Source organism: Rhodococcus baikonurensis (genome assembly GCF_040489275.1).
GTDB lineage: Bacteria > Actinomycetota > Actinomycetes > Mycobacteriales > Mycobacteriaceae > Rhodococcus_F > Rhodococcus_F baikonurensis.
The window spans coordinates 281,344-304,160 of the sequence record NZ_JBEUOQ010000006.1; the positions used below are offsets into that span (position 1 = coordinate 281,344).

19 protein-coding genes are annotated in these 22,817 nt (G+C 61.9%); 14 read left to right on the forward strand and 5 right to left on the reverse strand.

The features are described 5' to 3' along the window. Window positions 1-8 precede the first annotated feature (8 nt). From ABWI03_RS16860 to ABWI03_RS16880, 5 genes are read left to right on the forward strand one after another with little or no spacing between them, the layout of a single operon-like run. Window positions 9-308, forward strand: coding sequence for a HypC/HybG/HupF family hydrogenase formation chaperone (locus tag ABWI03_RS16860; protein ID WP_095970637.1), 300 nt, complete (start codon window positions 9-11; stop codon window positions 306-308). After that, on the forward strand, window positions 305-1,417 hold the full coding sequence (gene hypD, locus ABWI03_RS16865) for a hydrogenase formation protein HypD (RefSeq protein WP_166809604.1): 1,113 nt from the start codon (window positions 305-307) through the stop codon (window positions 1,415-1,417). Before ABWI03_RS16860 ends, hypD begins: the two co-directional genes overlap by 4 nt. Continuing rightward, entirely contained in the window at window positions 1,407-2,477 is a 1,071-nt protein-coding gene (gene hypE, locus ABWI03_RS16870; protein ID WP_298780019.1) for a hydrogenase expression/formation protein HypE, read from the forward strand. The genes hypD and hypE overlap by 11 nt, the downstream gene beginning before the upstream one ends. Continuing rightward, entirely contained in the window at window positions 2,477-3,226 is a 750-nt protein-coding gene (locus ABWI03_RS16875) for a DUF6390 family protein (RefSeq protein ID WP_298780016.1), read from the forward strand. Before hypE ends, ABWI03_RS16875 begins: the two co-directional genes overlap by 1 nt. Before the next feature lie 31 nt (window positions 3,227-3,257). After that, entirely contained in the window at window positions 3,258-5,075 is a 1,818-nt protein-coding gene (locus tag ABWI03_RS16880; RefSeq protein WP_298780013.1) for an ABC transporter ATP-binding protein/permease, read from the forward strand. Between the two features lie 83 nt (window positions 5,076-5,158). Here the strand turns inward: ABWI03_RS16880 and ABWI03_RS16885 are convergent, their stop codons facing one another. Then, a complete protein-coding gene (locus ABWI03_RS16885) occupies window positions 5,159-7,564 on the reverse strand; it encodes a LuxR C-terminal-related transcriptional regulator (protein ID WP_298780008.1) in 2,406 nt (801 codons plus the stop codon). Between the two features lie 153 nt (window positions 7,565-7,717). On the opposite strand from ABWI03_RS16885, the gene ABWI03_RS16890 reads away from it, so the two are divergent. Then, window positions 7,718-9,382: an alpha/beta hydrolase gene (locus tag ABWI03_RS16890; RefSeq protein ID WP_298780005.1), complete on the forward strand. Its 1,665-nt coding sequence runs from the start codon at window positions 7,718-7,720 to the stop codon at window positions 9,380-9,382. A gap of 103 nt (window positions 9,383-9,485) precedes the next feature. After that, complete coding sequence (locus ABWI03_RS16895) at window positions 9,486-10,907, forward strand: hypothetical protein (RefSeq protein ID WP_298780002.1); 1,422 nt, start codon at window positions 9,486-9,488, stop codon at window positions 10,905-10,907. 44 nt (window positions 10,908-10,951) lie between these two features. On the opposite strand, the gene ABWI03_RS16900 is transcribed toward ABWI03_RS16895, so the two are convergent. Both ABWI03_RS16900 and ABWI03_RS16905 read right to left on the reverse strand, forming a co-directional pair. After that, on the reverse strand, window positions 10,952-11,590 hold the full coding sequence (locus ABWI03_RS16900) for a PadR family transcriptional regulator (protein WP_283376293.1): 639 nt from the start codon (window positions 11,588-11,590) through the stop codon (window positions 10,952-10,954). A 43-nt stretch (window positions 11,591-11,633) separates the two neighbouring features. After that, on the reverse strand, window positions 11,634-12,959 hold the full coding sequence (locus ABWI03_RS16905; RefSeq protein ID WP_095970630.1) for a serine hydrolase domain-containing protein: 1,326 nt from the start codon (window positions 12,957-12,959) through the stop codon (window positions 11,634-11,636). Window positions 12,960-13,045: 86 nt separating this feature from the next. On the opposite strand from ABWI03_RS16905, the gene ABWI03_RS16910 reads away from it, so the two are divergent. Then, complete coding sequence (locus ABWI03_RS16910) at window positions 13,046-14,638, forward strand: D-alanyl-D-alanine carboxypeptidase/D-alanyl-D-alanine-endopeptidase (protein ID WP_298779997.1); 1,593 nt, start codon at window positions 13,046-13,048, stop codon at window positions 14,636-14,638. A 135-nt stretch (window positions 14,639-14,773) separates the two neighbouring features. Next, on the forward strand, window positions 14,774-15,436 hold the full coding sequence (locus ABWI03_RS16915; protein ID WP_298779989.1) for a GAP family protein: 663 nt from the start codon (window positions 14,774-14,776) through the stop codon (window positions 15,434-15,436). A gap of 50 nt (window positions 15,437-15,486) precedes the next feature. Here the strand turns inward: ABWI03_RS16915 and ABWI03_RS16920 are convergent, their stop codons facing one another. Then, complete coding sequence (locus tag ABWI03_RS16920) at window positions 15,487-16,950, reverse strand: glycoside hydrolase family 5 protein (RefSeq protein WP_298779986.1); 1,464 nt, start codon at window positions 16,948-16,950, stop codon at window positions 15,487-15,489. 173 nt (window positions 16,951-17,123) lie between these two features. Here ABWI03_RS16920 and ABWI03_RS16925 point away from each other — a divergent pair, with 173 nt between their 5' ends. Together ABWI03_RS16925 and ABWI03_RS16930 are read left to right on the forward strand one after the other, a co-directional pair. Beyond that, on the forward strand, window positions 17,124-18,041 hold the full coding sequence (locus ABWI03_RS16925) for an alpha/beta hydrolase (protein WP_298779983.1): 918 nt from the start codon (window positions 17,124-17,126) through the stop codon (window positions 18,039-18,041). 392 nt (window positions 18,042-18,433) lie between these two features. Next, window positions 18,434-19,342, forward strand: a complete 909-nt coding sequence (locus tag ABWI03_RS16930; protein ID WP_095970624.1) for a tyrosine-protein phosphatase — start codon at window positions 18,434-18,436, stop codon at window positions 19,340-19,342. A 162-nt stretch (window positions 19,343-19,504) separates the two neighbouring features. On the opposite strand, the gene ABWI03_RS16935 is transcribed toward ABWI03_RS16930, so the two are convergent. Further along, on the reverse strand, window positions 19,505-20,080 hold the full coding sequence (locus ABWI03_RS16935; RefSeq protein WP_298779980.1) for a TetR/AcrR family transcriptional regulator: 576 nt from the start codon (window positions 20,078-20,080) through the stop codon (window positions 19,505-19,507). A gap of 109 nt (window positions 20,081-20,189) precedes the next feature. Here ABWI03_RS16935 and ABWI03_RS16940 point away from each other — a divergent pair, with 109 nt between their 5' ends. The 3 genes from ABWI03_RS16940 (at window position 20,190) to ABWI03_RS16950 (ending at window position 22,817) form a co-directional block, all read left to right on the forward strand. Beyond that, complete coding sequence (locus tag ABWI03_RS16940; protein WP_353798878.1) at window positions 20,190-21,371, forward strand: SGNH/GDSL hydrolase family protein; 1,182 nt, start codon at window positions 20,190-20,192, stop codon at window positions 21,369-21,371. A gap of 71 nt (window positions 21,372-21,442) precedes the next feature. After that, window positions 21,443-21,949, forward strand: coding sequence for a VOC family protein (locus ABWI03_RS16945; RefSeq protein WP_298779975.1), 507 nt, complete (start codon window positions 21,443-21,445; stop codon window positions 21,947-21,949). Window positions 21,950-22,001: 52 nt separating this feature from the next. Next, window positions 22,002-22,817, forward strand: a complete 816-nt coding sequence (locus tag ABWI03_RS16950; RefSeq protein WP_166809590.1) for a MerR family transcriptional regulator — start codon at window positions 22,002-22,004, stop codon at window positions 22,815-22,817.

The window sequence follows — 22,817 nt, forward strand, 5'->3', positions numbered from 1 at the left end:
GTTGTGTCATGTGCCTAGCCGTACCAGGACGTATCGAGTCCTTGGAGGAACGCGACGGAACGACGATGTCGGTGGTGAACTTCGGTGGCGTCCGAAAAGAGGTGTGCCTCGAGTACATTCCTGGCGCCCGAGTCGGCGAGTACGTCGTGGTACACGTCGGATTCGCCATCCAGCGACTCGACGAGGAATCCGCTCGCAGCACGCTGGCGGAATTCGAGCACCTCGGCGTACTCGACGAGGAATTCGGTGACGGGTTCGAAAGGGCTGCCCGGGCCGCGGGGATCGAACCGAAGGAGACGGAATCATGAAGTATCTGGACGAGTTCTCCGATCCGGAACTGGCCGGCAAACTGCTGGATCAGATCCGCGCGCTGGCCACACGGCGATGGGCGATCATGGAAGTGTGTGGTGGTCAGACACATTCGATCATCAGACACGGCATCGATCAACTACTTCCGCAACAGATCGAGATGATTCACGGACCAGGATGCCCGGTCTGTGTCACCCCGCTCGAGATCATCGACAAAGCTCTCGAAATCGCGGCAAGACCCGATGTCATTTTCTGCTCCTTCGGGGACATGTTGCGAGTCCCGGGGAGTTCTTCGGATCTGTTCCGGATCAAGAGTGCCGGCGGCGACGTGCGCGTCGTGTACTCACCGTTGGATGCGCTGACCATTGCCAAGGAGAACCCGGACCGGCAAGTGGTGTTCTTCGGGATCGGATTCGAGACCACCGCGCCGGCCAACGCCATGACCGTCTATCAGGCCAATCGCCTGGGCATCGAGAACTTCTCGCTACTCGTCTCGCACGTTCTCGTCCCACCGGCGATGGCCGCGATCATGGACTCGCCAGAGTGCCGCGTGCAGGCATTTCTGGCGGCCGGGCATGTGTGCAGTGTGATGGGTACGTCGGAGTACCCGGCGCTCGCCGAGAAGTACAAGGTCCCGATCGTCGTCACGGGATTCGAGCCGCTGGATTTGCTGGAAGGAATCAGAAAGACTGTGCTGCAATTGGAATCGGGTCGATACGAGGTCGAAAATGCCTACGCCCGTGCTGTCACGGCCGAGGGCAACACCGCAGCGAAGGCGATGCTCGAGGACGTGTTCGCGGTGTCGGATCGGACATGGCGCGGCATCGGATCGATTCCGGACAGCGGTTGGCAGCTGGCGCCGAAGTATGCGTATTTCGATGCCGAAGAGCGCTTTTCGGTGACCGATATCCATACCGACGAGTCGAGCGTGTGCCGTTCCGGAGAAGTGTTGCAAGGCTTGATCAAGCCACACGAGTGCAGCGCCTTCGGGAAGGAATGCACTCCGCGGAATCCGCTCGGTGCCACGATGGTCTCGTCCGAGGGGGCGTGCGCTGCGTACTACCTGTACCGGCGCCTGGAACTTCAGGAGGCGGGTCATGCCGGCTGAGGAGACCGCTGTCGTGGACCTGTCGGCATGGGTCTGTCCACTGCCGCTGCGTGATTCGCCGAACATCGTCATGGGGCACGGTGGTGGGGGAGCGATGTCCGCCGAGCTGATCGAGCATCTGTTCCTGCCCTCGTTCGGAAGCGCCGCCGATGCAGAACTCGGCGACTCGGCCGTATTCGACGTCGGCGGGGTGCGGCTCGCCTTCTCGACGGACTCGTACGTCGTGAAACCCATGGTGTTTCCCGGCGGAACGATCGGCGATCTTGCTGTCAACGGAACGGTGAACGACCTGGCGATGGCGGGAGCACAACCTCTGGTGATGTCGACAGCCTTCATTCTCGAAGAAGGGACCGCGCTGACCGACATCGCGGGAATCGCGAAAGCGCTCGGTGAGGCCGCGCACGTTGCCGGCGTTCGGCTGGTGACGGGTGACACGAAGGTCGTCGATGCCGGTCACGGCGACGGAGTCTTCATCAACACCGCGGGAATCGGGATTGTCGCCGATGGGGTGAACATCAACCCCACTCGCGCACAAGTGGGTGACGTCGTGATCGTCAGCGGCGACATCGGCGTTCACGGAGTGGCCGTGATGAGTTGTCGCGAAGGTCTCGAATTCGGGACCGAAGTGCGCAGTGATTGTGCGGCCCTGAACGGCGTGGTTGCCGACATGATTGCCACCGGCGTCGACATCCACGTCCTGCGCGACCCTACGCGGGGTGGAGTCGCCGCGACCCTGAACGAGATCGCTCAGGCGTCGAACATCGGGGTTGCACTGGTGGAACGAGATCTGCCGATTCCCGCTGACGTGCGCGACGCCTGTGGGCTACTCGGTTTGGATCCGTTGTACGTTGCCAACGAGGGCAAGTTGATCGCCTTCGTTCCGCGAGCCGATGCCGACCGAATTCTGGAAGCGATGCGCGGCAATTCACTGAGTGTGGGAGCCGCCGTGATCGGGGAGTGCGTGGCCGAACATCGCGGAATGGTGGTGGCGCGCACGGCATTGGGAGGCAATCGGGTAGTGGATTTGCCTGCAGGTGAACAACTTCCGCGGATCTGCTGATGACTGCCGTCGGTATCAACGGGCCGGCGTTGTTTGCTCGTTACGCATATCCGCCGAACGAGTTGGGTTACTGCGGACCCGACGATCCTTCAACGCTGCTCCGCCAGGCCCTTGGTGGCTCGGGCAGCGGCGACCGTGATCGCGCTCGTCAATTCGACGGTGCGTGGCCGTACCTCGAGGCATTGGCCGTAGGTGCCGGCATCGAGGATCCTCTCGATCCGCGGGTGATCGAAGCCTATTGGGTAGGGAGTGATCTCCTCGACTCGCTCGATTCGGCGACGTTGTTGCAGCACTTGAGGACGGCATTCGGTGAACGCGAGAACACCGGGTTTCTCACCGCTCTCGAGGATCGGGACCGCGCGCTCGCACACCACAGTTTCCACGTCTTTCTGGTGTATCCGTGGGTCAAGCTTCTTCGCAAGCGCGGTGCGGTCCCATTGTCCGTTCTCCAGAACTGTCGGATCAGATGCGGAGTGGTCGAGGACGTGAGCCAGGAGCACGCGTCGGTGGTTTCGTCCCCGCTCGAGTTCGACGGTCAGCAACTCGCACGCGGGACGCCGGTGTCGCAGCGAGTGAGATGGAGCGTCGGCGGCCGCTCACTCGCGCCGCCGCCCGTTCCGGGCGCTGTGGTGACGATGCACTGGGATTGGCTGTGCGACAGCATCACTGCAGAGCAGGCACTGGCCTTGGATGCCGCGGAGGACTCCGCACTGCGGATCGCGAACCAGATGTTGTCGACCGATATCTGATCGTCAGTTCCCCTCCAGGACGGAGGCTCCGGTGAATTGGGGTAGCGCGGTACCGGACAGCGCACTGTGGTTGGCAGAGGCGTACGCGATTACGGTAGTGGTTCTCGTGATCACCGCGCTGCTCCTTGCTCGGTACACTCGCTGGGGCAACCAATTTCGGCGAATGGCTTGGCCCTACTTCGATCCCCGGCGCACCGTCCTTCCACTGTCGATTCTCGCGTCACTGTTGCTGCTCACGATATTCGGTGTCCGCGTGACTGTGTTGTTCTCGTACTGGTACAAGGATTTCTACGACGCTATCCAGAACCTCGACGAAACCGCCTTCTGGCACTACCTGCGAGTGTTCGCGATATTGGCCGCAGTCCACGTCGCGAGCTCACTTGTCGTCTACCTGGTAGGTCAAACCCTCGATATCAACTGGCGCAGCTGGCTCAATGACACACTGACCGACGATTGGCTCGACGGCCGCGCCTACTATCGCGGAAACTTCCTGGAGAACCCGGTCGACAATCCGGACCAACGTATTCAGGCAGACATCACCACATTCGTGACGTCGTCCCGCACGTTGTCCATGGGCGCCGTCACGGCAATGGTGTCGATCGTCAGCTTCACCAAGATCCTGTGGGATCTGTCCGGGCCGTTGACTGTTTTCGGTGCCGAGATTCCGCGAGCGATGATCTTCCTTGTCTACATCTACGTGTTGGTGACGACGGCACTGGCTTTCTGGATCGGCCGGCCTTTGATCATGCTGAACTTCTTGAACGAGAAACTCGGCGCCACCTTCCGGTACGCACTGGTTCGACTGCGGGAGTACGGCGAGAGCATCGCCTTCTATCGCGGAGAGAACGTCGAACGACGCACCCTCGGACTACGTTTTGCTGCGGTGATCCGCAATATGTGGGCGATCGTTTTCCGGACGCTCAAGTTCAGTGGCTTCAATCTGGCAGTGAATCAGACAGCGGTGGTGTTTCCGTTCCTCGTCCAGGGATCTCGATTATTTAGCGGGCAAATAACTTTCGGCGACGTGATGCAAACTGCTCAAGCGTTCGGCCAGGTGCACAATTCACTGTCCTTCTTTCGAGAGTCCTATGCTGATTTTGCCAGTTTCCGGGCCACGCTGATCCGTTTGACAGGGCTCGCAGATGCGGATCGACGTGCCCGCGCACTCCCGGTGCTCGACGCTTTTTCCTCGGGTAAACACTTGATTGTTCGGGGACTCGATGTGCGCACGCCTGTTGGTGAGGCATTGATCTCCGAACTCGACATGTCACTGGTGCCCGGTGATGCTCTGCTGGTGAAGGGTCCGTCGGGTAGCGGCAAAACCACGCTGCTCCGCAGCATCGCGCAGTTGTGGCCGTACACAGACGGTTCCGTGACCACTCCTGTCGGATCCGTGCTCTTTCTCTCGCAACGTCCGTACTTGCCGTTGGGTTCGCTGCGCGCGGGTCTGGCATATCCGGATCAGTTGCCCGCGGGGCAGCCGAACACAGGGCGTGCGAACTTCGACGACGACAGGTTTCGCGACGCGTTGGCCCACGTGCATCTTGCGCATTTGGTCGGCCGACTCGACGAGGCTGCGGATTGGACTCGAATTCTGTCGCCGGGGGAGCAACAACGGTTGGCATTCGCCCGAGTCCTCCTGATCCGCCCGCGAACCGCATTTCTCGACGAGGCGACATCCGGAATCGACGAAGGTCTCGAGTACACGCTCTACGACATACTTCGCCATGAACTGCCCGACAGCATCATCGTCAGCGTCGGCCATCGCAGCACACTCGACGTTTTTCACAATCGACAACTCGAACTGCGCGGTGCGGGACACTGGACGCTCACTGATCGCGAAGGCTGAGAACAGCTTTCCTCGGTCGGCCTCTTTCGACAAACCTCGGCGAGAGCATCCACTGCGCGGCGGGCGATCGAAGACATCGTCCGTCAAGAGGTCGAAGGGTTGTCAGGGTCGTTTGTGCGCTGGAGCACCCAGGCCGCAATCCCGGTGCGCGAGCTGTACCCGAGTTTGTTCAGAATGTGATCGACGTGGCCGTCGACAGTGCGCTGGGAAATGACCAGCTTGCCCGCGATTGCTCGGTTGGTCAGGCCCTGTGCGACGAGTTCGGCCACCTGCTGCTCCCGCGGAGTCAGCACTTCGTCGGCCGCCGATTTCGATGATCCACCGAGCGGTTGCTCTCTCAGCGCGCGGGCCGCTGCGTCGTCGAGAGTCAGAGCTCGTCCATGATCGAATGCTGTTTGAAAAACCCGGTCTCCGAGCCGGTTACGAGCTTTGGTTACGCTGTTTTCATGGTACTGGACCATGCTCCTGAAGGTGTCCATCGGGCTGCCCGTGGCGGTGAACAGCGTGTCGGCAGCTCCCATCAGTGTGGCTGCCAGCTTCGCGTCCCGGTCGACAAGCGTCCACGCGATTTCCTCGAGGCACCATGCGCATCCGAACTGGTTACCCAGCCCTCGTAGCAATCGGAGAGAATCTTCGAGTAGCTCGATGCCGCGAGCGTGGTTGCCATGACGCCACAGGGCGGATCCGTAGTCCGACATCGCCATCGACCGCCACAAGATTTCGCCGCGCGATTCGGTGAGGGCCAACTCCTCCTCGTAAATGCTTGCAGCACGGTCGGCTTCACCGAGAGCGTCGACGACGAAGGCGAACCAGTAGAGCGCGGGTACCAGACGGGCGATGTTGTCGTTTGCCCGGAATGCTGCAACAGCCTGCTCCAGGTACTCGGCACCGCGCACGAGATCGCCGTCGGCGACCGCGACGAATCCGAGCGTGTACCGCGCCAGTATGTGTCCGTCGTCGTTCCGCTGTATCTCGGCCTGTCGCCGAGCCTCTTCGGCAATGCTTGTCGCCGAAGCGATGTCTCGTTGGAGGGCTGCCAGCAGTGCGCCTGTCGCGGCGGCCTCGACTACCGCGTCACCGAGAGGGCCCTCGGTCAGTGCGGGCACCTCGGCCAGGGCGCGACCCAACCAGTAGCGACCTTCGTTGAATCGACCACGTGCAAGCCAGTAATCATGCAGACCACTTGCGGTACGCAATGTGGCTTCGACCGAGTCGGGTTCGGTCAGACCGAATTCCAACGCGGTGCGCACGTTGGGTAGGTCGCGGTCGATCCGCGTCATCCAGTCGATTTGGTGCGGCCCCGGCCAGTCGACTCCGGCGCGGAAGACGAGTTGCCTGAACCACTCACTGTGCCTGCGCTGCAGCGAGGCCCACTCGTCGATTGACACCAGTTCGCGCCCGTAGTCGCGAAGAGTCTCGAGTAGGCGGTAGCGAACGTACGAGCCGTTCTGTTCACGGATGAGTATCGACTTGTCGACAAGGGACATCACGAGATCGCCCAAGTCGTCGTTCTGTGCTTCGTCGGCGAGAATTCCTTCGACGGACCCGAGATCGAAGCTACCCGCAAATACGCTCGAGTTCGCCCACAACGACTTCTCCGGCGGCGTACACAGATCGAAGCTCCAGTCGATACTCTGTGCAAGCGTTTGTTGACGCGCTGGAGCGTTCCGGCTGCCCCGCGTCAGCAGTTGGAAGCGGTCGTCGAGTTTTTGCAGGATCTGATCGACCGACATCGCCCTCAGTCGGGCGGCCGCCAGCTCGATCGGCAGCGGTAGTCCCTCCAACCGGCGGACGATCTTCTCCACAGCCGCACTGTTCTCGCTGGTGATGCGGAAGTCCGTCACGGAGGAACGTGCCCGCTGCTCGAACAGCATCATCGCATCACCATCACGGGTGTCGGTTGGCGACGGCGCCTCGGTGGGAAATCGCATTGGCGGCACCCGTAATACCATCTCGCCGGGAATGTCGAGCGGTTCTCGGCTGGTCGCCAGAAGTGCCAATCGGGCACAGCACCGGAGTAGTTCGACGACGGTGTCGGCCACCCAGCCGATGAGGTGTTCGCAATTGTCCAGAACAATCAGGACACGTTCGTCGACGAGACGGCCGATCAGTACCGATCGCGGTGACCGCGCAGATCGGTCTTGTACTCCGAGTGCGGCAAGAATCGTCTGATCGAGAAGTGCCGGCTCCCGCAGTTCACTGAAGTCGACGAACCAGACGCCCCCGGGGAACGCACGGGAGGAATCATCGGCGGCACGGAGCGCCAAGCGGGTTTTGCCGACCCCACCCAGGCCCGTAAGGGTCACGAGGCGGTAGTCCGACAGCAGGCGTCGGACTTCTTTGGCTTCGGACCGACGACCGACGAAACTGCTCAGTTCGATCGGTAGGTTTCCTCGTTTTGCCGCCATGAGAATCGCGCCGAATTTGTACGTGCTGAGTGGATTGACCCCACACAGTGTACGCGGATTCGCGTGCGTGAAATCTGCCATCGCACCACCGGTGTTCGCCCGTAGTTGCCTTTGGGGCGAGGCTTATTGGTGTACGACCCGGAACATCGGACACTTTTTGTCGACGTAGTTCGCGCCTCATTCGAAAGGGATGAGAGGCTCATTCCATCTCTCTGCCGCGCTTACGATTCCGGCATGAAACGTGTGTGGGAAGGTGTGCGGCGCTACGGCCAGACGCTGCACTCGGCTGGGTTGTCGTTCGGCTTGGTGTTTTTCGTCCTCTCTATGAGCCCGTCCCTCTTGCCGCGGGCGTGGTACCTGCAGGGCGTGGCGACCGGTATTTCCGTCGCCACGGGGTACGGCATCGGTGTCAGCGTGGCGTGGATGATCCGCAAATGCGGAGTCGAGCCGACGTGGTCGGATCGGACCAAGAAGTTCGGCTGGACTGTACTCACTGTCCTGGCGGTGATATTGGTGCCTCTCTTTCTGATCTTGGGTTCGTGGTGGCAGCAGATCGTCCGTGATCTGGTCGAGGCACCGCGCGTCAACCGGGCGAACTATCTTCTGGTGCTGCTGATTTCGGTCGCGGTGTGGTTGATCTTGCTCGAGGCGGGTCGCGGTTTGCGGTATCTCACCAGAAGCATCGCTGCCGTCGCTCTGCGGTTTGTGCCCAAAGAGGCGGCGAAAGTCGCGAGCTTGGTCGTCGTCTTCGCGTTGGCGATCTTCGTCGTCAACGGTGCCCTCTACAACGGGCTCATCGCGTTTGCGAACTGGAGTTTCTCCGGTGCGGACAACGACACACCGGATGGTATCGACCAGCCTCTGATCGCCGAACGCAGTGGTTCGCCCATGTCTGCCGAGGCGTGGGATTCGCTGGGTAAGGAAGGGCGCACCTTCATGGGTAGCGGGCCGTCCGCGGAGCAGATCGCCGCGCTGACCGGCCGGGACGCGAAGCAACCCATCCGCGTGTACGCCGGCCGCGAGTCGTCCGATTCCGTCGACGGCGTCGCAGGGCGGGTCGTCGCTGAACTCGAGCGCACCGGTGGATTCGACCGCGCCGTCCTGGCAGTGGTGACCACCACCGGCCGCGGCTGGGTCAACGACGACGTGGCGTCCTCCTTCGAATACGTTCAGGGCGGCGACACTGCCATCGCGGCGATGCAGTACTCGTTCCTTCCCAGCCCGTTGGCATTCATCGCCGACCGAGAAACCCCGATGGCCGCCGGCCGGGCGCTGTTCAACTCTGTCTACGCGAAATGGATCGAGCTGCCGCTCGACAAACGCCCCAAGCTGGTCGTTTTCGGCGAGAGCCTGGGATCGTACGGGGGACAGGCGGCGTTCGCGGGAGCGCAGGACATGGCGACGCGTGTGGATGGGGCGCTGTGGTCGGGAACCCCGAATTTCACTGCTCAGTGGCAGGAGATCACCAGCGGTCGTGACTCAGGTTCACGGGAAGCGGTGCCGGTGATCGACGACGGGCATTCGATCCGTTTCGCCGCTTACCCGGAAGACCTCGAACTCGATGCGCCGTGGAACGACTCCCGCGTCGTGTACTGGCAGCACGCCAGCGATCCGATTGTCTGGTGGTCTTTCGACCTACTCCTGAACAAACCGGACTGGCTTGCTGAACCTCTGGGCCGGGATGTCGATCCGGGAATGACGTGGATACCGTTCGTGACGTTCTGGCAGGTGACACTGGACATGGTCTTCTCGGCTGACGTGCCCCCTGGTCACGGACACAACTACGGTGCCGAGGCAGCGGACATGTGGGCACAGATCCTGCACCCCGAGGACTGGTCTCAGTCCGACACCGACGCAATTCACGCCGCTCTGACGAACAACTTCCAACCCACCAAGTAGTAGTGCGGACCGCCGACCTCGTGACGGTCTCTCGTCGTTCGAGCGGGAGCACTCGCTCGTGATCGTTCAATCCCTGTTTTTCAGCTATCTCACAAGGAGCGCTATGCATTCGTCAAGAACACTCGTGGCTGCGGTGGCGCTGAGCGCGATCACTGTGTTTGCCGGGGCGGGGTCCGCGGTTGCCGCGCCGGCGATCGGCTCTGTCGATTTCGGTTCGTCGACCGGGTCCGAAACCGGTTCGTCGAGCGGATCAGGATTCGGCTCTGTCGATTTCGGATCCGGCGGTCCTGATGTCGAGCATCCGGTGTCGACCTGCTTCTGGTCGGTGCCGATCAATCCCGAGCGCGCAGACCCGCAACTCAACTACGCCTTTCCCGACACCGCGGCCATCTATTGGGCTGCGCAGTTCACAATCCCCGAGGATGCCGAGTTGGTTGTTCGAGGGCAATATGCGCATGCGCGCTATCAGTCCTTGAACTCGTACAACGCAGCAACCGCTATGCCCACCGCCGTTCTCAACGACATTTCGACGGCCCCGGACGCAGGCTCACACAACACCTATCTTCCCGGTGCCGATCGATCGAATGACGGTGCCAGGTCGTATACGGCGTCGGTCCGCAACGAGGCGTCGCCTGCAGAACCGAAACCCAACACCTTGTATGCCGGTGTGCCGGGCCAGGACCGGATAAGCCTGCTTTATCGCATCTACCTTCCCGACAATGGGCGTGATCTCACTGGTGGAGTCGGACTGCCGGAGCCAGAGTTGCGCCTTTCCGATGGTCGGGTGTTGCGTGGGGAGGATCTGTGTTCGGCGGTCGGTGCGGACAATGGAATCTTGAAGCCGGCGTCGCTGCCTCTGGACACGTACAAGGCATTGCGTGACCAACCGGGCAAGCCTTCGACCTTCCCTTCCGAGCAGACGCCTGTCTGGCGGGCTTACTACAGCGCCGAGTTCACGCTCGGGTGTACCTATCTCGGCAAATGCGATGGCACACCTCAGCGTGTTGGCGGGCAGTACTCCAACATCGACAACAGCTACGTCACGGCCGAAGTCAATCGCGGGTTCGGTGAAGTTCTGGTACTCCGGGGAGAGTTGCCGAGGACTCCTGAGACGACAACCGGCGCAAAGAATCTCGACAGTGCAGTCGACATGCGGTTCTGGTCGATGTGCAGCAATGAATCGCTGGCGACGACGAAGGTAGCCACGTGTCTTTTCGACGAGCAGGTGGCCACTGATGCAGCGGGGCGCTACACGATTGTCGCGTCGCTACCTGAAGACCGACCTGCAAACGCTACGAAGGAATGTGGGGTGTCGTGGTTGTCGCTCTCACCGGCCGGTGACGGCGCAGGCCATCTCGACGATTCGCTTCTGATCATGCGGAACATGCTGCCGGCCAATGACTTCGGTCACGCTGCGCACGATACTCGGACGCCCGGTGACGAGAAGGCAGTGATGGGACAGTATCTGCCGGACGGTCAATATACATCCAAGCTTGCGTTCGAGGGCAGCGGCTGCGCGAAGTAGCTCGATACCGTCGAACCGGCCCTCTTCGGTCTTCGCTGCGGAAGCTAGCTACTTCCGTCGTCTATCGCACGGGCGAGGATGGACATGGTGCGCTCTCGGTGGGTTGTTGCGGGTTGCACCGTGTCGGGCCAGTCGGCAGTTTCTTCCAACGCCCAGTCGGCCCATTCTGCGATGTGGTTGAAGTGGCCGATCATGAATCGGTTGGCCAGTGCCATCAGGTGATTTTGTTGGGGGAGTGTGCCGGCTTCGGGGGCCGAAATTCGTTGTGCGTGTGAGACGAACAGACTTCGGGATCGAGCAGCTTGTTCGCGCGTGGTAGTCAGGGTGGACCGCAGGTCGTCGATCGTGCCTTGGTGGGCGAAGATCACGCGGATCATGCCTTCGAATTGCAAGGCGGGGGGCGTGGTCTGGGTCGCGAGCCAGTCGCTCAGTGCTGTTCGGCCTTCGTCGGTGATGGAGTAGACAGTGCGTGAGCGCTGAGTGCCTTTGGTGACCGTGGTCGCCGTGACCAGGCCGCGTTCGAGCAATATCTTGGGCGCGTTGTATCGCTGGCGGTCCGCGCTGGGCCACAACTCGGCGACCCCGCGTCCGACCTGCTCGGCGATTTCGTATGCGGACCAGTCCTTGGCTGTCAGCAGTCCCAGGATCATGTACGAGGTGGGTGTGAGATCACGCTGAGCCACATGGCTCCCTTCGCTCCGCGGTTGGCATCCAAGCCTACAAGTGTCACTTCCCTTCGCCGTTCGCATCCTCGGTGTCGGCGATGTCGTCGGATGCGTCCTGCGCAGGTTTGCCGTAGATGAAGGGGACGAGCGCTCCGGCGACGGCAGACGCCGGTGCGAAACCGTCAGCGGTTGGTGCCAGATTTCCCCACACCACCATGGTCACATCGTTGACCGGGTCGTACCCCATGAACGAGTTGTAGCCGGGAAGTTCGCCGATATGGCCGTACATCGGACCCATTTGAGCGATGCCGTATCCGTATCCCGCAGATCCCTCGCCATCTGTGGGTTGCACACTGTTCACACGCAATTCCTGGGTGGCCGGACTCAGGAGCGAACCGGTGCCTAGAGCTTTGACCCATGTCGCCATGTCGTTCGCAGTAGAGATTCCCTGACCTGCGGACCATGTCCACGAAGGATTGTGCGTCGTGGTGTCGGTCGGCCTTTCGGTGCCTGCGGCGATCGCGTCGAGGCGAGATTGTGGGAGCGCTTGTTTGCCTTCGCCGAGCGTTTCGACGTTCCCGCTGTAGGTGTACCCGTTTGCATAGGGCGTCGGGATGCTGGTGTCGGTGTTCGCAGGAAACGATGTCCCGGCGAGTGCGAGTGGCCCGAAGAAGCGGTCCGCGAAGATCTGCTGGATCGGCTTGCCGTCCAGCTGCTCGGCGATCAAGCCGAGGAGAACGGTATTGGTGTTGGAGTAGTGATAGCCGGTGTCTGGCGCGAAATACGGCGGCTGGCTCAGCCCCATCGCCAGCAGCTCCTCGGGTGTCCACACTCGCTCCGGTTGCTCGTCGAGCGCCTGGTTGAGTTCGAGGGTTTCGGTGTAGTTGTACAGGCCGCTACGCATGTCGAGTAGGTCGCCGATCGTGATGTTGTCGCCGTTGGGGACATCGGGGCGGAACTTGCTGACCGGATCGGTTACCGCCAGCTTGCCCTCGTCGACCAACTGCAGGATTGCCGTGCCGGTCCAGGTCTTGGTGTTCGAGCCCACGCGAACCTTGGTGTCCAGAGTGGGAGGCTCGTTGACGCCTTCTCGGACCGAACCCCATGTGTTGACGTACTTCTGTGTCGGTGTCGTGATCATGACCACCATCGCGATCTCGCGGAATCCCTCCGCCTTCTCCGAGACGACGGAATCCATTGCAGCGCTGTCGAAAGACAAGACGGCGCTGCCGGTCGACCCGGCGGAGGTCGGCGCAGACGAGGAGGGGGACGCGGAATCGGTTGCGGACGAACAGGCTGAGAGAAACAACGCCGTGGCGATGCCGGCGACGGCCACTTTGCGAACCTTGGCGTCGTGTCGTGCTGTCGACTTCCCGTAAGAGTTCATGAAAAGACTTTAAGTGATACTGCACATTGCATGCTGCACTTTGCAGTAAATTACGACAAATCAGTCATAGATCCTCAGGAGTGTCCATGTCGTCCACCACATCAGTTCGCGCCGTTGCTGCTTTGGTCAGCGCCGGCGTAGTCCTCACCGCATGTTCGGCGCAGCCGTCGAATTCCGGTGTCACATCGACTCCGATGCTCCAGATTCCGGACGAGGTAACCCGCATCATGACCACCGATCCCTACTCCATGGCTAGCTGGTCGTATCTCGTGGTCGACCCCGACACAGACGAGGTGATCTACAGCAACAACGCGGACAACTCGATGTTTCTGGCCTCGCAGACCAAACATTTCACCGTCGGCACCACCTACGACACCCTCGGCGTTGACCACACCGTCTCGACCCCCGTATATGCCACCTCCGTTCCCGTCGACGGCACTCTCGCCGGAGATCTCGTGCTCGTCGGCTCCGGCGACCTTGCGCTCGGCGGGCGCAATGCGGCGCAGGGTCGATTCGACTTCGCCACCGACGGAATCGACCACGTGTACGCCGACGCCCTACCCGGAGCCGTTCTCGCGCCCGGCGATCCCCTTGCGGGACTGAACGATCTCGCCCGACAAGTAGCCGGCGCCGGCATCACTCGTGTCAAAGGCGACGTCCTCGTCGACCCTCGTCTGTGGGACACCTACGCGACGGTCGAAGGCCTCGTTCCGTCGATCTTCGTCAACGACAATCTCGTCGATATCCAGGCCCGGCCAGGTGCGGTAGGTGAGCCCGCCACCATCGACATGCTTCCCGGGAACAGCCTGTTCCGCGTCGATGCGCAGGTCACCACCGGTGAAGAAGGTAGCGACTCGACACTGAAGGCAGCAGCGGACTCGACCGATCCCACCCAGATCAACGTGACCGGGTCGGTGCCGGCTGGAAAGACGTCGCTGACTGTCCACCGCATCACCGATGCACCGTCGTGGGCCCGGCAGCTGTTCGTTGAGGCATTGCGTCGCAACGGAATCGAGGTCGAAACGGTATCTCGGACCAACGACGCAACTGCTCTGCCTGCCGATCGGACGTATACCGGCAGTCGTCAGGTTGCGAGCCTTCGATCGGCACCACTTTCGGAGTCGGGAGGGATGATCCTCGCGACCAGCTACAACACCGGCGCGAACACCTTCCTGTGTCTGTTGGCGGTAGCGGAAGGATCGTCGTCGTGCAGCGACGGCTTACCGACCGTCAGGGCACTCGCCGAGAAGGCAGGTATTGCAGCGTCCGATCTTGTGGTGATGGACGGTCAAGGCGGAGATCCGTCACAAGCGACACCCGCGGCAGTCGTCGACTGGCTCGGCTGGGTGGACCAGCAGCCCTGGGCCGACACGTTCTGGGCCGGTCAACCGGTACTCGGTGAGCGCGGTTCGTTGTGCGGCGTCGGGGCCGACAGTCCCGCGAAGGGGAAGATCATCGGTAAGACGGGAACGTCTGCCGACGTCGAACCCGACACAGGCCGGTTGATAGTGACCCTTCAGGCGCTGTCCGGTTACATGATCACCCCCGATGATCGCCGACTTCTGTTCGTCGTAGCCGTCAGCGATGCAGTATTTCCCGATCTGCCTCGTGGAGTCTTCCAAGTCGGGGGCGACGTCGGGGGCGTTGCCGCTGCGTTCCAACAGGCACAGACGAACTGACTCGGGGCGAGTGAGAGGTACGGCGGTCCGGGCACTCATCCCTTTCGAACGAGGCATGAATTACGCAGGCGCTCGCAGTGTCAGCATTGTCGCGCAGCGGTATCGACTGCGTCCCGATGAGAAACGAGTGTTGACATGGGATCCGTTATCGGAGATCTCCTCCCCATAGCCGTCGGTGTCGCCGTCTCCCCGGTGGCCGTCATCGCGACGATCTTGATGTTGCTCTCCAAGCGCGCCGGTAGCACGAGCATCGGTTTCGCGGTGGGCTGGTTACTCGGAATCTTCATTGCCACGGTTCTTTTCGTCCTTCTTTCCAGTGCACTGAGCACCTCGGACGATGGACCGTCCACCACCGCTTCGTGGATCAAACTGGCGCTGGGCGTCCTCCTGTTGATGGTCGGGGTCAAGCAATGGCGAGGGCGCAGCGGTGAACACGAAACGCCGAAGTGGATGCACGCCATCGACGAGATGACCGCGGTCAAGGGGTTGGGCCTAGGATTCGCCCTCGCCGCGATCAATCCGAAAAACCTTCTGATGTGCATCGCGGCAGGAGTGTCGATCGGTTCGGCGTCGCTGGCGACCAGTGGAGTGATCGCCTCCGTCCTCGTCTTCACGATCATCGCCAGTTCAACGGTGGCGATACCTGTCGTCGGATACGTGGTGGCTGCTGACCGCCTGCGCGAGCCGTTGGCCAAGCTCAAGGTCTGGCTCCAGGACAACAACACCACGGTGATGAGCGTGTTGATCTTGGTTGTCGGAGTTGTACTGATCGGCAAGGGAATCGGCGGAATCTTCTGACACCGCGCGTTCACGTGGTGTGGACGTGGGACAGCCGGGTGAGTGTCCGATCAGGTCGCTTTCACCGCGTATTCGCCGTCGGCGTGGCCGATCAGTTGCCAACCGCCTTCGATCGGGTCCAGGCGGACGTCGGTGAGATTCGTGGTCTCGAGTTGTGGCCGTCCGGTGCCCGGGTACCAGGCCTCGACCCGCCCCGTGCCGCTCCCGGCAAACTCGTCACGCGATACCTTCGTCAGCGTGCCGGGCGCTGCTCGCGGATAAGCACGCGAGAGTGGAACCGCGAATCCCTCTACAAGTCCGAGTGATTCGCCGGACGGGCAGTCGATGCGATTCAGATTTCCTTGCGGCTGGTGGGTATTGCCGTCTCGAACCGGATGGGGGTCACCGCACGCTTGCGTCCACGACCACCAGGCGCCGCCCATCCGGTACTGGTCGGTGGCGTCGACGAAGCGGTCGACGTCTGCCCCCTGCTCGTCGGCGTCCCCGAACCAGCCCCATTCGCCCGTCCACAACGGTGCGTCGTACCAGGCGGCAGCGCGGTCGGCGATCTTGAATCCGTCCTCGATTGCGGGGAATTCGCTACTGACTGTTATTGATTCGCTGTAAAGATGGGGCGAGAAGACCACCAGAGGATCGGTCAGGTACTGGCGTGGGGGCAGCGCGTCGAAGCCGAAAGCCGACCAGACCGCACTGGGCTCGAAGAACACGAGGTGCGGAAATCCGCCTGCTTCGGCCTGTCTGATGGCGTCGGTGGCTCGCTTGTAGAACTGCCCGATCTGATCAGCTGCCGTGAATGGGTCGCGCAGGCCGGGATTCGGTTCGTTCAACAGGTCGTATCCGGCTACCGCTGGTTCGCCTTTGAACTCGGCGGCCAACCTCGCCCACGTCGCCACGAGGCGACTCTGGATTCCTTGCTCGTCGTCGTAGAACGCCTGGAAGGCGTGGCCGATCGCCGGTGCAGCCTCCCGGAGTCCACCGATGTTGCAGGTTGTCCATCCGCCGGTCAGGGTTGCCCATTCGGGTGCGCCGTCCCAGCCGACTCCCGGCTGCATGAATGACGGGCACGACAGGTCGCTCGGGGTGCCGACATACGGGCCCCATGCGTCCTGATGCATGTCGAGAACGGTGTAGATGCCGTGATCTTTCGCGTTCTGGACTGCGCCTCGAATCCGGTCGACATACGCAGTGTCGAATGCACCGCGAGTCGGTTCGAGGAGGGACCACGCGACGTTGAGTCGGACGACGTTGAAGCCCAGCGCGGCCATCTGCGCGAAGTCCGTTCTTCCCAGCGGCGTGACGGTGGGTAGACCGGTGCCGTTGGTCGCGTAGTCATTGAGGCCGTTGGCGTTCACGCCGCGGAGCAGCACCGTTCGTCCGCCGACGTCCTTGATCGTTCGATCTGCGACGGTCAATCGGGGGAGTGTCCATCCCGATTCCGGAGGTGCAGCGTTTGCCGCCGGGGCTGCAAGCTGGACAGCCAGGATTGCAAGGGTGGCAAGCAACAGCGCACGCATCCGTCGACCTTTCTAGACAAACGTCCAATTCCGAGTTGAGGCTAGCGGGAGAACGTCCTTGTTGCGGCGCAATTCGCACATACCCGTCACGACTACATTGCTGGGCACGCCGACTCGAAGCTGCTACTCGAGGTGCGAGAATTGTCGACACGTCGCGACCCGAGGGAGCATTTGTGAAACTTGCACTGACTGAACTGGTCGAACCACTAGCCGGCGACGAGTTGGCGATCACGCGTGCGTTCTACGAGTCACGGACCGCTGGCACCGGTCCGAGTTCTCTGCAGGAACTGCTCGCGGTGCGCGCTTCCAGAGTGGTTGATCCCGCGCCGCCGACCCGAGCTGTCGAGCACATACTCGACGGCCGAGCCGTATCGGTCCGTGTGGTCACTCCGAAAGATGGCGTGGTCAACGGGGTCTATCTGTATCTTCCGGGCGGTGGCTTCTACATGAGTTCGGCGGCAAGCGCTGACGCCCGAAGTACGAGACTTGCCGACGAGATCGGGTTCGCAGTGGTTACCGTCGATTACCGGCTTGCGCCGGAGTTCCCTTGGCCGGCAGCGCCGGACGACTGTGAGGCAGTCGCTTTGTGGCTGCTCGATGTCGCGGCCGAGCGGTTCGGGACAACCAAGCTCGCCGTCGGTGGCATGTCGGCGGGAGCAACCTTGGTGATGACAACATTGCTACGGCTTCGTGATCGAGGTCTGGCCATGTCGTTCTCGGGTGCCGTGTTGGAAGCCGGCACGTACGACGTCAGTGCTCAGACTCCCGCCGGCCGCACCATCGGCGACGAATACTTCATCGAAGCCTACGTCGGCCATGTCGGTGATCGCACTGTCCCGGATATTTCTCCGACCTTCGGAGACCTGAGCAGCCTGCCCCCGACCCTCGTTGTCATCGGATCCGACGACGTGGTCCTGGCCGAGAATCTCGCCATGGTGGCAAGGCTGTCGGCGGCAGGCAACGACGTCGACTTGCGCCTCTATCCTGATGTCCCGCATGGATTTACAAACCATCCGACGCCTGTTGCCCGTCGCGCTGCGCTCGATATAGGTGCCTGGCTTCGGCATCGTCTCGACGACGAGTCGGCGTGACAAGCGCGGGCGCGGTTCAGTGTGCCGAGGACACGCGGCGTGTGTTCGGTGTCAGATATTGGTCGAGTGCTTGACGATGGAACAACTCGAGGCTCACCACAGATTTCATCAGGCCGTCGAGGGTTCGCGGATCCCATCCCTTCGGCTACAGACGCCCCGGAATGTTGGAGCGGCTGTGGCCGCGGTCTGTAGTTCGAGCGGGTCCGGCGTGGTCGATGGCGCTGCGGTGACGGGCACGAGTTTCTTCCCGCACGACGGCGACAATCCGGGCACCTGAACACTTGTCCGGTTTCTGGAGCAAAGTCGGGACGAGGGGCGCGCCACCCTTGTAATCTCGCACGTGAGTTTGCGGGGGCGCGGGGTCGTCACGCACAGTGAGTGAGAGGACGACGATGACGACTGCTTACACGCGCCGCCGAGGGGCGCGCCCTTTCGGGTTCGCCCTCGCTGCGCTCTTTGCCGTGGTTGCGGCCCTGACCGGTCCCACATTCGCCTCCGCTTCGAGCAGCGACCTGCAATCGGGTTCGAGTCAGTTCGGATCGTCCGGCGAGCACCCGCCGCTGCCAGAGATCCCACCGCCGTCCGCGGCCGCGATCAGGCTCGACGAGGCGCGGAACTTCCGCGACGTCGGCGGCTACCGGACTACCGACGGCAGGACCGTCCGGACAGGAATGGTGTTCCGTTCCAACAAGCTCAGCTCGCTCAGTGAGTCTGATCTGGCCAAACTCACCGCCGCGAACCTGACCCTCGACGTCGACCTGCGCAACACCTCCGAACGCGCGGAGGATCCCGATCGGATCCCTGCCGGGGTCACCTACCAGGTCGCCGACGTCGTCAGTATCGAACACGGCATCGCGTTCCACGAATTCGTTCCCCTGACCCTCGGTCGCGCGTTGATCGACGGCGCAGTCAACGGAACCTCGAACATCGGCCAGAGCATCGGCTACCCCTTCATGGTCAACTACCGAGGCTCTGATGTCGCCTTCCGTGACCTGCTGACTGCGATCGCGAACAACTCCAACGGCGCAACCGTCTACCACTGCAGTGCAGGGAAGGACCGCACCGGTTGGGGCACCGCGATCCTACTGACCATCCTCGGTGTCCCGCGTGAGGTCATCAGTGCCGATTTCATGGCGTCGAACACCTACCTGGGCCGCGACGACGCGGTGGACCTGTCGTGGCTCGATGCGGCGTACGCCCAGGTGGACCGGCTCTACGGCGGCATGGACGCTTACGTACGGGAGGGCCTCGGCGTCGACCAGGGCACTATCGACTCTCTGCGCGCCAAGCTTCTCGTCTAGGCGCAGTCCCACACCTCGGCTTCTTGCGCACTCAGAACCTCTGCTGTCCCAAAGTGGACGAAACCGGGTCGGAGAGTTCGAGAACCGTCCACCCTCCAGTGTTTCTCGGTCGTATGCGATTACCAAGTGGCGCAAGAACTTTACTCGAAAGATCGCGTCTGATCACGGACTCGACCCTGGCCAATTGGTCAGCATCGAATCGAGTGCCTCGAGGATTCTGGACCAGCTTTCCGCGCTGTCAGGTGCACTGTGGCTGAACGATCCACCCAACTCGAGGCTGGCGTAGCCATGGAAAACGCTGCCCAGCAATCGTACTGCGTGAGTCTGGTCGAGGTCCGTGAGGTTGTACCCGCGCAGAATCGATCGCATCATCTGCGAGTGTCTGAAGCCAGCGCTCGCTGCTGCGGCCTCCGGGGTGAGGCGCATCTGCGACGCGGCGTACCGGCCGGGGTGTGCCTTCGCGTAGTTGCGATAGACGTTCGCGAAGGCGGTCAAGGCGTCGCGGCCGGACCGACCGGCCACGGCGTCGGCAGCCTGGTCGGCCAACTCTTCCAGGGCGAGTAATGCGATTCTGGTTTTGAGGTCGTTCGAACTCTTCACATGGGAGTACAGGCTCGCGACCTTGACGTCGAACTGTCTGGCGACTGCCGATACGGTCACCTGCTCGAAGCCGACCTCGTCGGCCAATTCGGCACCCGCCATGGCGAGGCGTTCGGGGGTGAGTCCTGCGCGAGGCATGTCCGCTGGTCCTGTTCGTCGAAAAGTGAAACTCATTTGCCTAAACAGTATAGGCAAATTACTGTGTGATGTAGTTGAACTATACGCAAGCTATCTACAGGTGAATGACATGCACAGCCAGAGCAGCTGGATTACTACCGAAATTTCCGAGGACATCGTGCGCGGAGCCCTCGAAATCGAACGGACCGAACGCGGTGTGCTGACGCACCGTCTACCTGCCAGGGCTCGCGCACTCTTCGCTGACGGGCAGATGGCCATGGCGCAATCACAACCCTCCGGAGTGTGGCTTGTGTTCCGAACGAGCGCTACGAGCATCGAACTCGATACTCTGCCCACGAAAATGATCTACACCGGCGCCCCGCCGAGACCACAAGGGGTGTACGACCTGCTCGTCGACGGCGAACTGGCCGGGCAAGCAAGCGCCACGGGCGGCAATTCGGTGACGATCGACATGGCGACCGGCGCCGCTCAGAAGCAGTCCGGGCCCGTCAGCACCATTCGTTTCGCGGATCTGCCCACGCGATCGAAGGATGTCGAGATCTGGTTGCCGCACAACGAGACCACCGAACTTGTCGCACTTCGAACCGACGCCCCACTCGAACCCGCGGACGACACGAAGCGCCGCGTGTGGCTCCATCACGGAAGCTCGATCAGTCAAGGATCCGGCGCTGAAAGTCCCTCCGGCACTTGGCCTGCTCTTGCAGCCTCCGTCGGCGGAGTGGATCTGATCAACCTCGGGTTCAGTGGCAGCGCTCTGCTGGACCAGTACATCGCCCGCGCGATGCGAGACACTTCTGCTGACCTGATCAGCATCAAGATGGGTATCAATCTGGTCAACTCCGACGTGATGCGTCTGCGGGCCTTCACATCGGCAATGCACGGCTTCCTCGACACGGTTCGCGACGGTCATCCAGTGACTCCGCTGCTGGTCGTTTCGCCGGTCTATTGCCCGATTCACGAAGACACGCCGGGACCTGGTGCTTTCGATTTCGATGCACTTGCCAGAGGCGAAATGCGGTTCGTTGCCACCGGAGATCCCGCCGAGCGTGCATCCGGGAAGCTGACGCTGCGCTCGATTCGGGAAGAGTTGGCGCGCATCGTAACCCAGCGATCGGTCGATGATCCCAATCTGCACTACGTCGACGGGTGCGATCTCTACGGTGCGGCCGAGAATGCGGAGCTGCCGCTTCCCGATCAGCTCCATCCGGACGCCGCAACGCATCATCTCATCGGTGAACGCTTTGCCCAACGTGTATTCGCAGACGGCGGTGTATTCGCCGGACAGGTGTAATCGCGCAGTCTGGTTCGATCCGAGTTCACACGATTTGACCCTGACGTAGCGTGAGGGCTCACGATGACTTCATGACCGACACCTACCCAGCATTCGACATCAGCCCCGTCCCTGTTCCTACAACCGATGCTGTGCCTCCGGAACAGTTCCGAGGTCTCTACGGAATGCCGATGTTCGTCTCGATTCCTACTTCGGATCTGGCCGAATCGGTCGACTTCTGGATCCGCGGACTCGGCTTCTTCGACCTCTTTTCGGTGCCTGATCGACTGACGCACCTGCGACGCTGGGCATTTCAGGACGTCTTGCTCGAACCCGGTCAGCGAGCAGGTTCGCCACCGTCCGTCAGCGTGAGCTTTGCGTGTGTGCTGAGCCAGATCGGCCAGATAGCAAATGCGTGCGAGGAATTGCGGGCCGGATGCACCAGCGGACCGCACGTGAAGCCGTGGAATTCCCTCGAGTTGGAAATTGTGACACCGGAGAATGCACGTGTGATCATGACTGCCGCTCGTCCGTACGACCCGAACAGTGCCGAGGCAGAGTATCTGCGAGGTATGGGAATTGACGGACCAGGCGACTGAGCGGCGGTCTGACGCCGTGGCCTCCCGCACCGCGTCTGTCAAACTGGATGCCGTGACGGACCAACTCTTCGGAGACGACGCAGACAGTGCTCTGACTGTCGGTGCAGCCGCCTCACGACTGGGCGTAACCGTACGTACCCTTCATCATTGGGACGCAATCGGTTTGGTGTGCCCGTCCGGTCGCAGCGACGGAGGCTACCGGCAGTACACCGACGCGGACCTCGGCCGCATCGGCCGGGTGCTTGTCTACCGTGACGTGGGCTTGTCGCTCGACGAGATCGGGGTATTGCTCGAAGCGCCCGCACTCCACGTGGACGAGACGCTGCGTGGGCAGCGCGCCGAATTGCGGCAACGGATCGCCGACTTGGAGGCGCTGGGCGAGTCCTTGGATCGCATCATCGATGCCAGGAAGTCGGGTGTGCTGTTGCCGGCAGACGAACAGGTCTCGATCTTCGGCCGGCACTGGCAGCCGTCATGGGGAACCGAGGCGCACGAGCGTTGGGGCGACAGCGCGCAGTGGGCGCAGCACGCGGAACGGTCGGCGGGTAGGACCGCTGAGGATTGGCAGAAGATCGCCGACGGCGTCGAGACGCTCAACGACGATCTGGCGTCGGCGTGCCGCTCCGGCGTCGAACCGGGAAGCGACGAGGCGAATTCGCTGGCAGAACGGCATCGAGCGTCTATCGGCGTCTACTTCGACTGCACACTTTCGATGCACGTGTGCCTGGGGCGGATGTACGTTGCCGATCCGGGCTTCTCCGAGTTCTTCGACCAGGTCGAGACCGGTCTGGCTGCGTGGATCCACGCCGTCATCGATGCGAACGCTCTGGCCAATGGAGTTGTCCCCGAATCGGCGACGTGGGTGTGA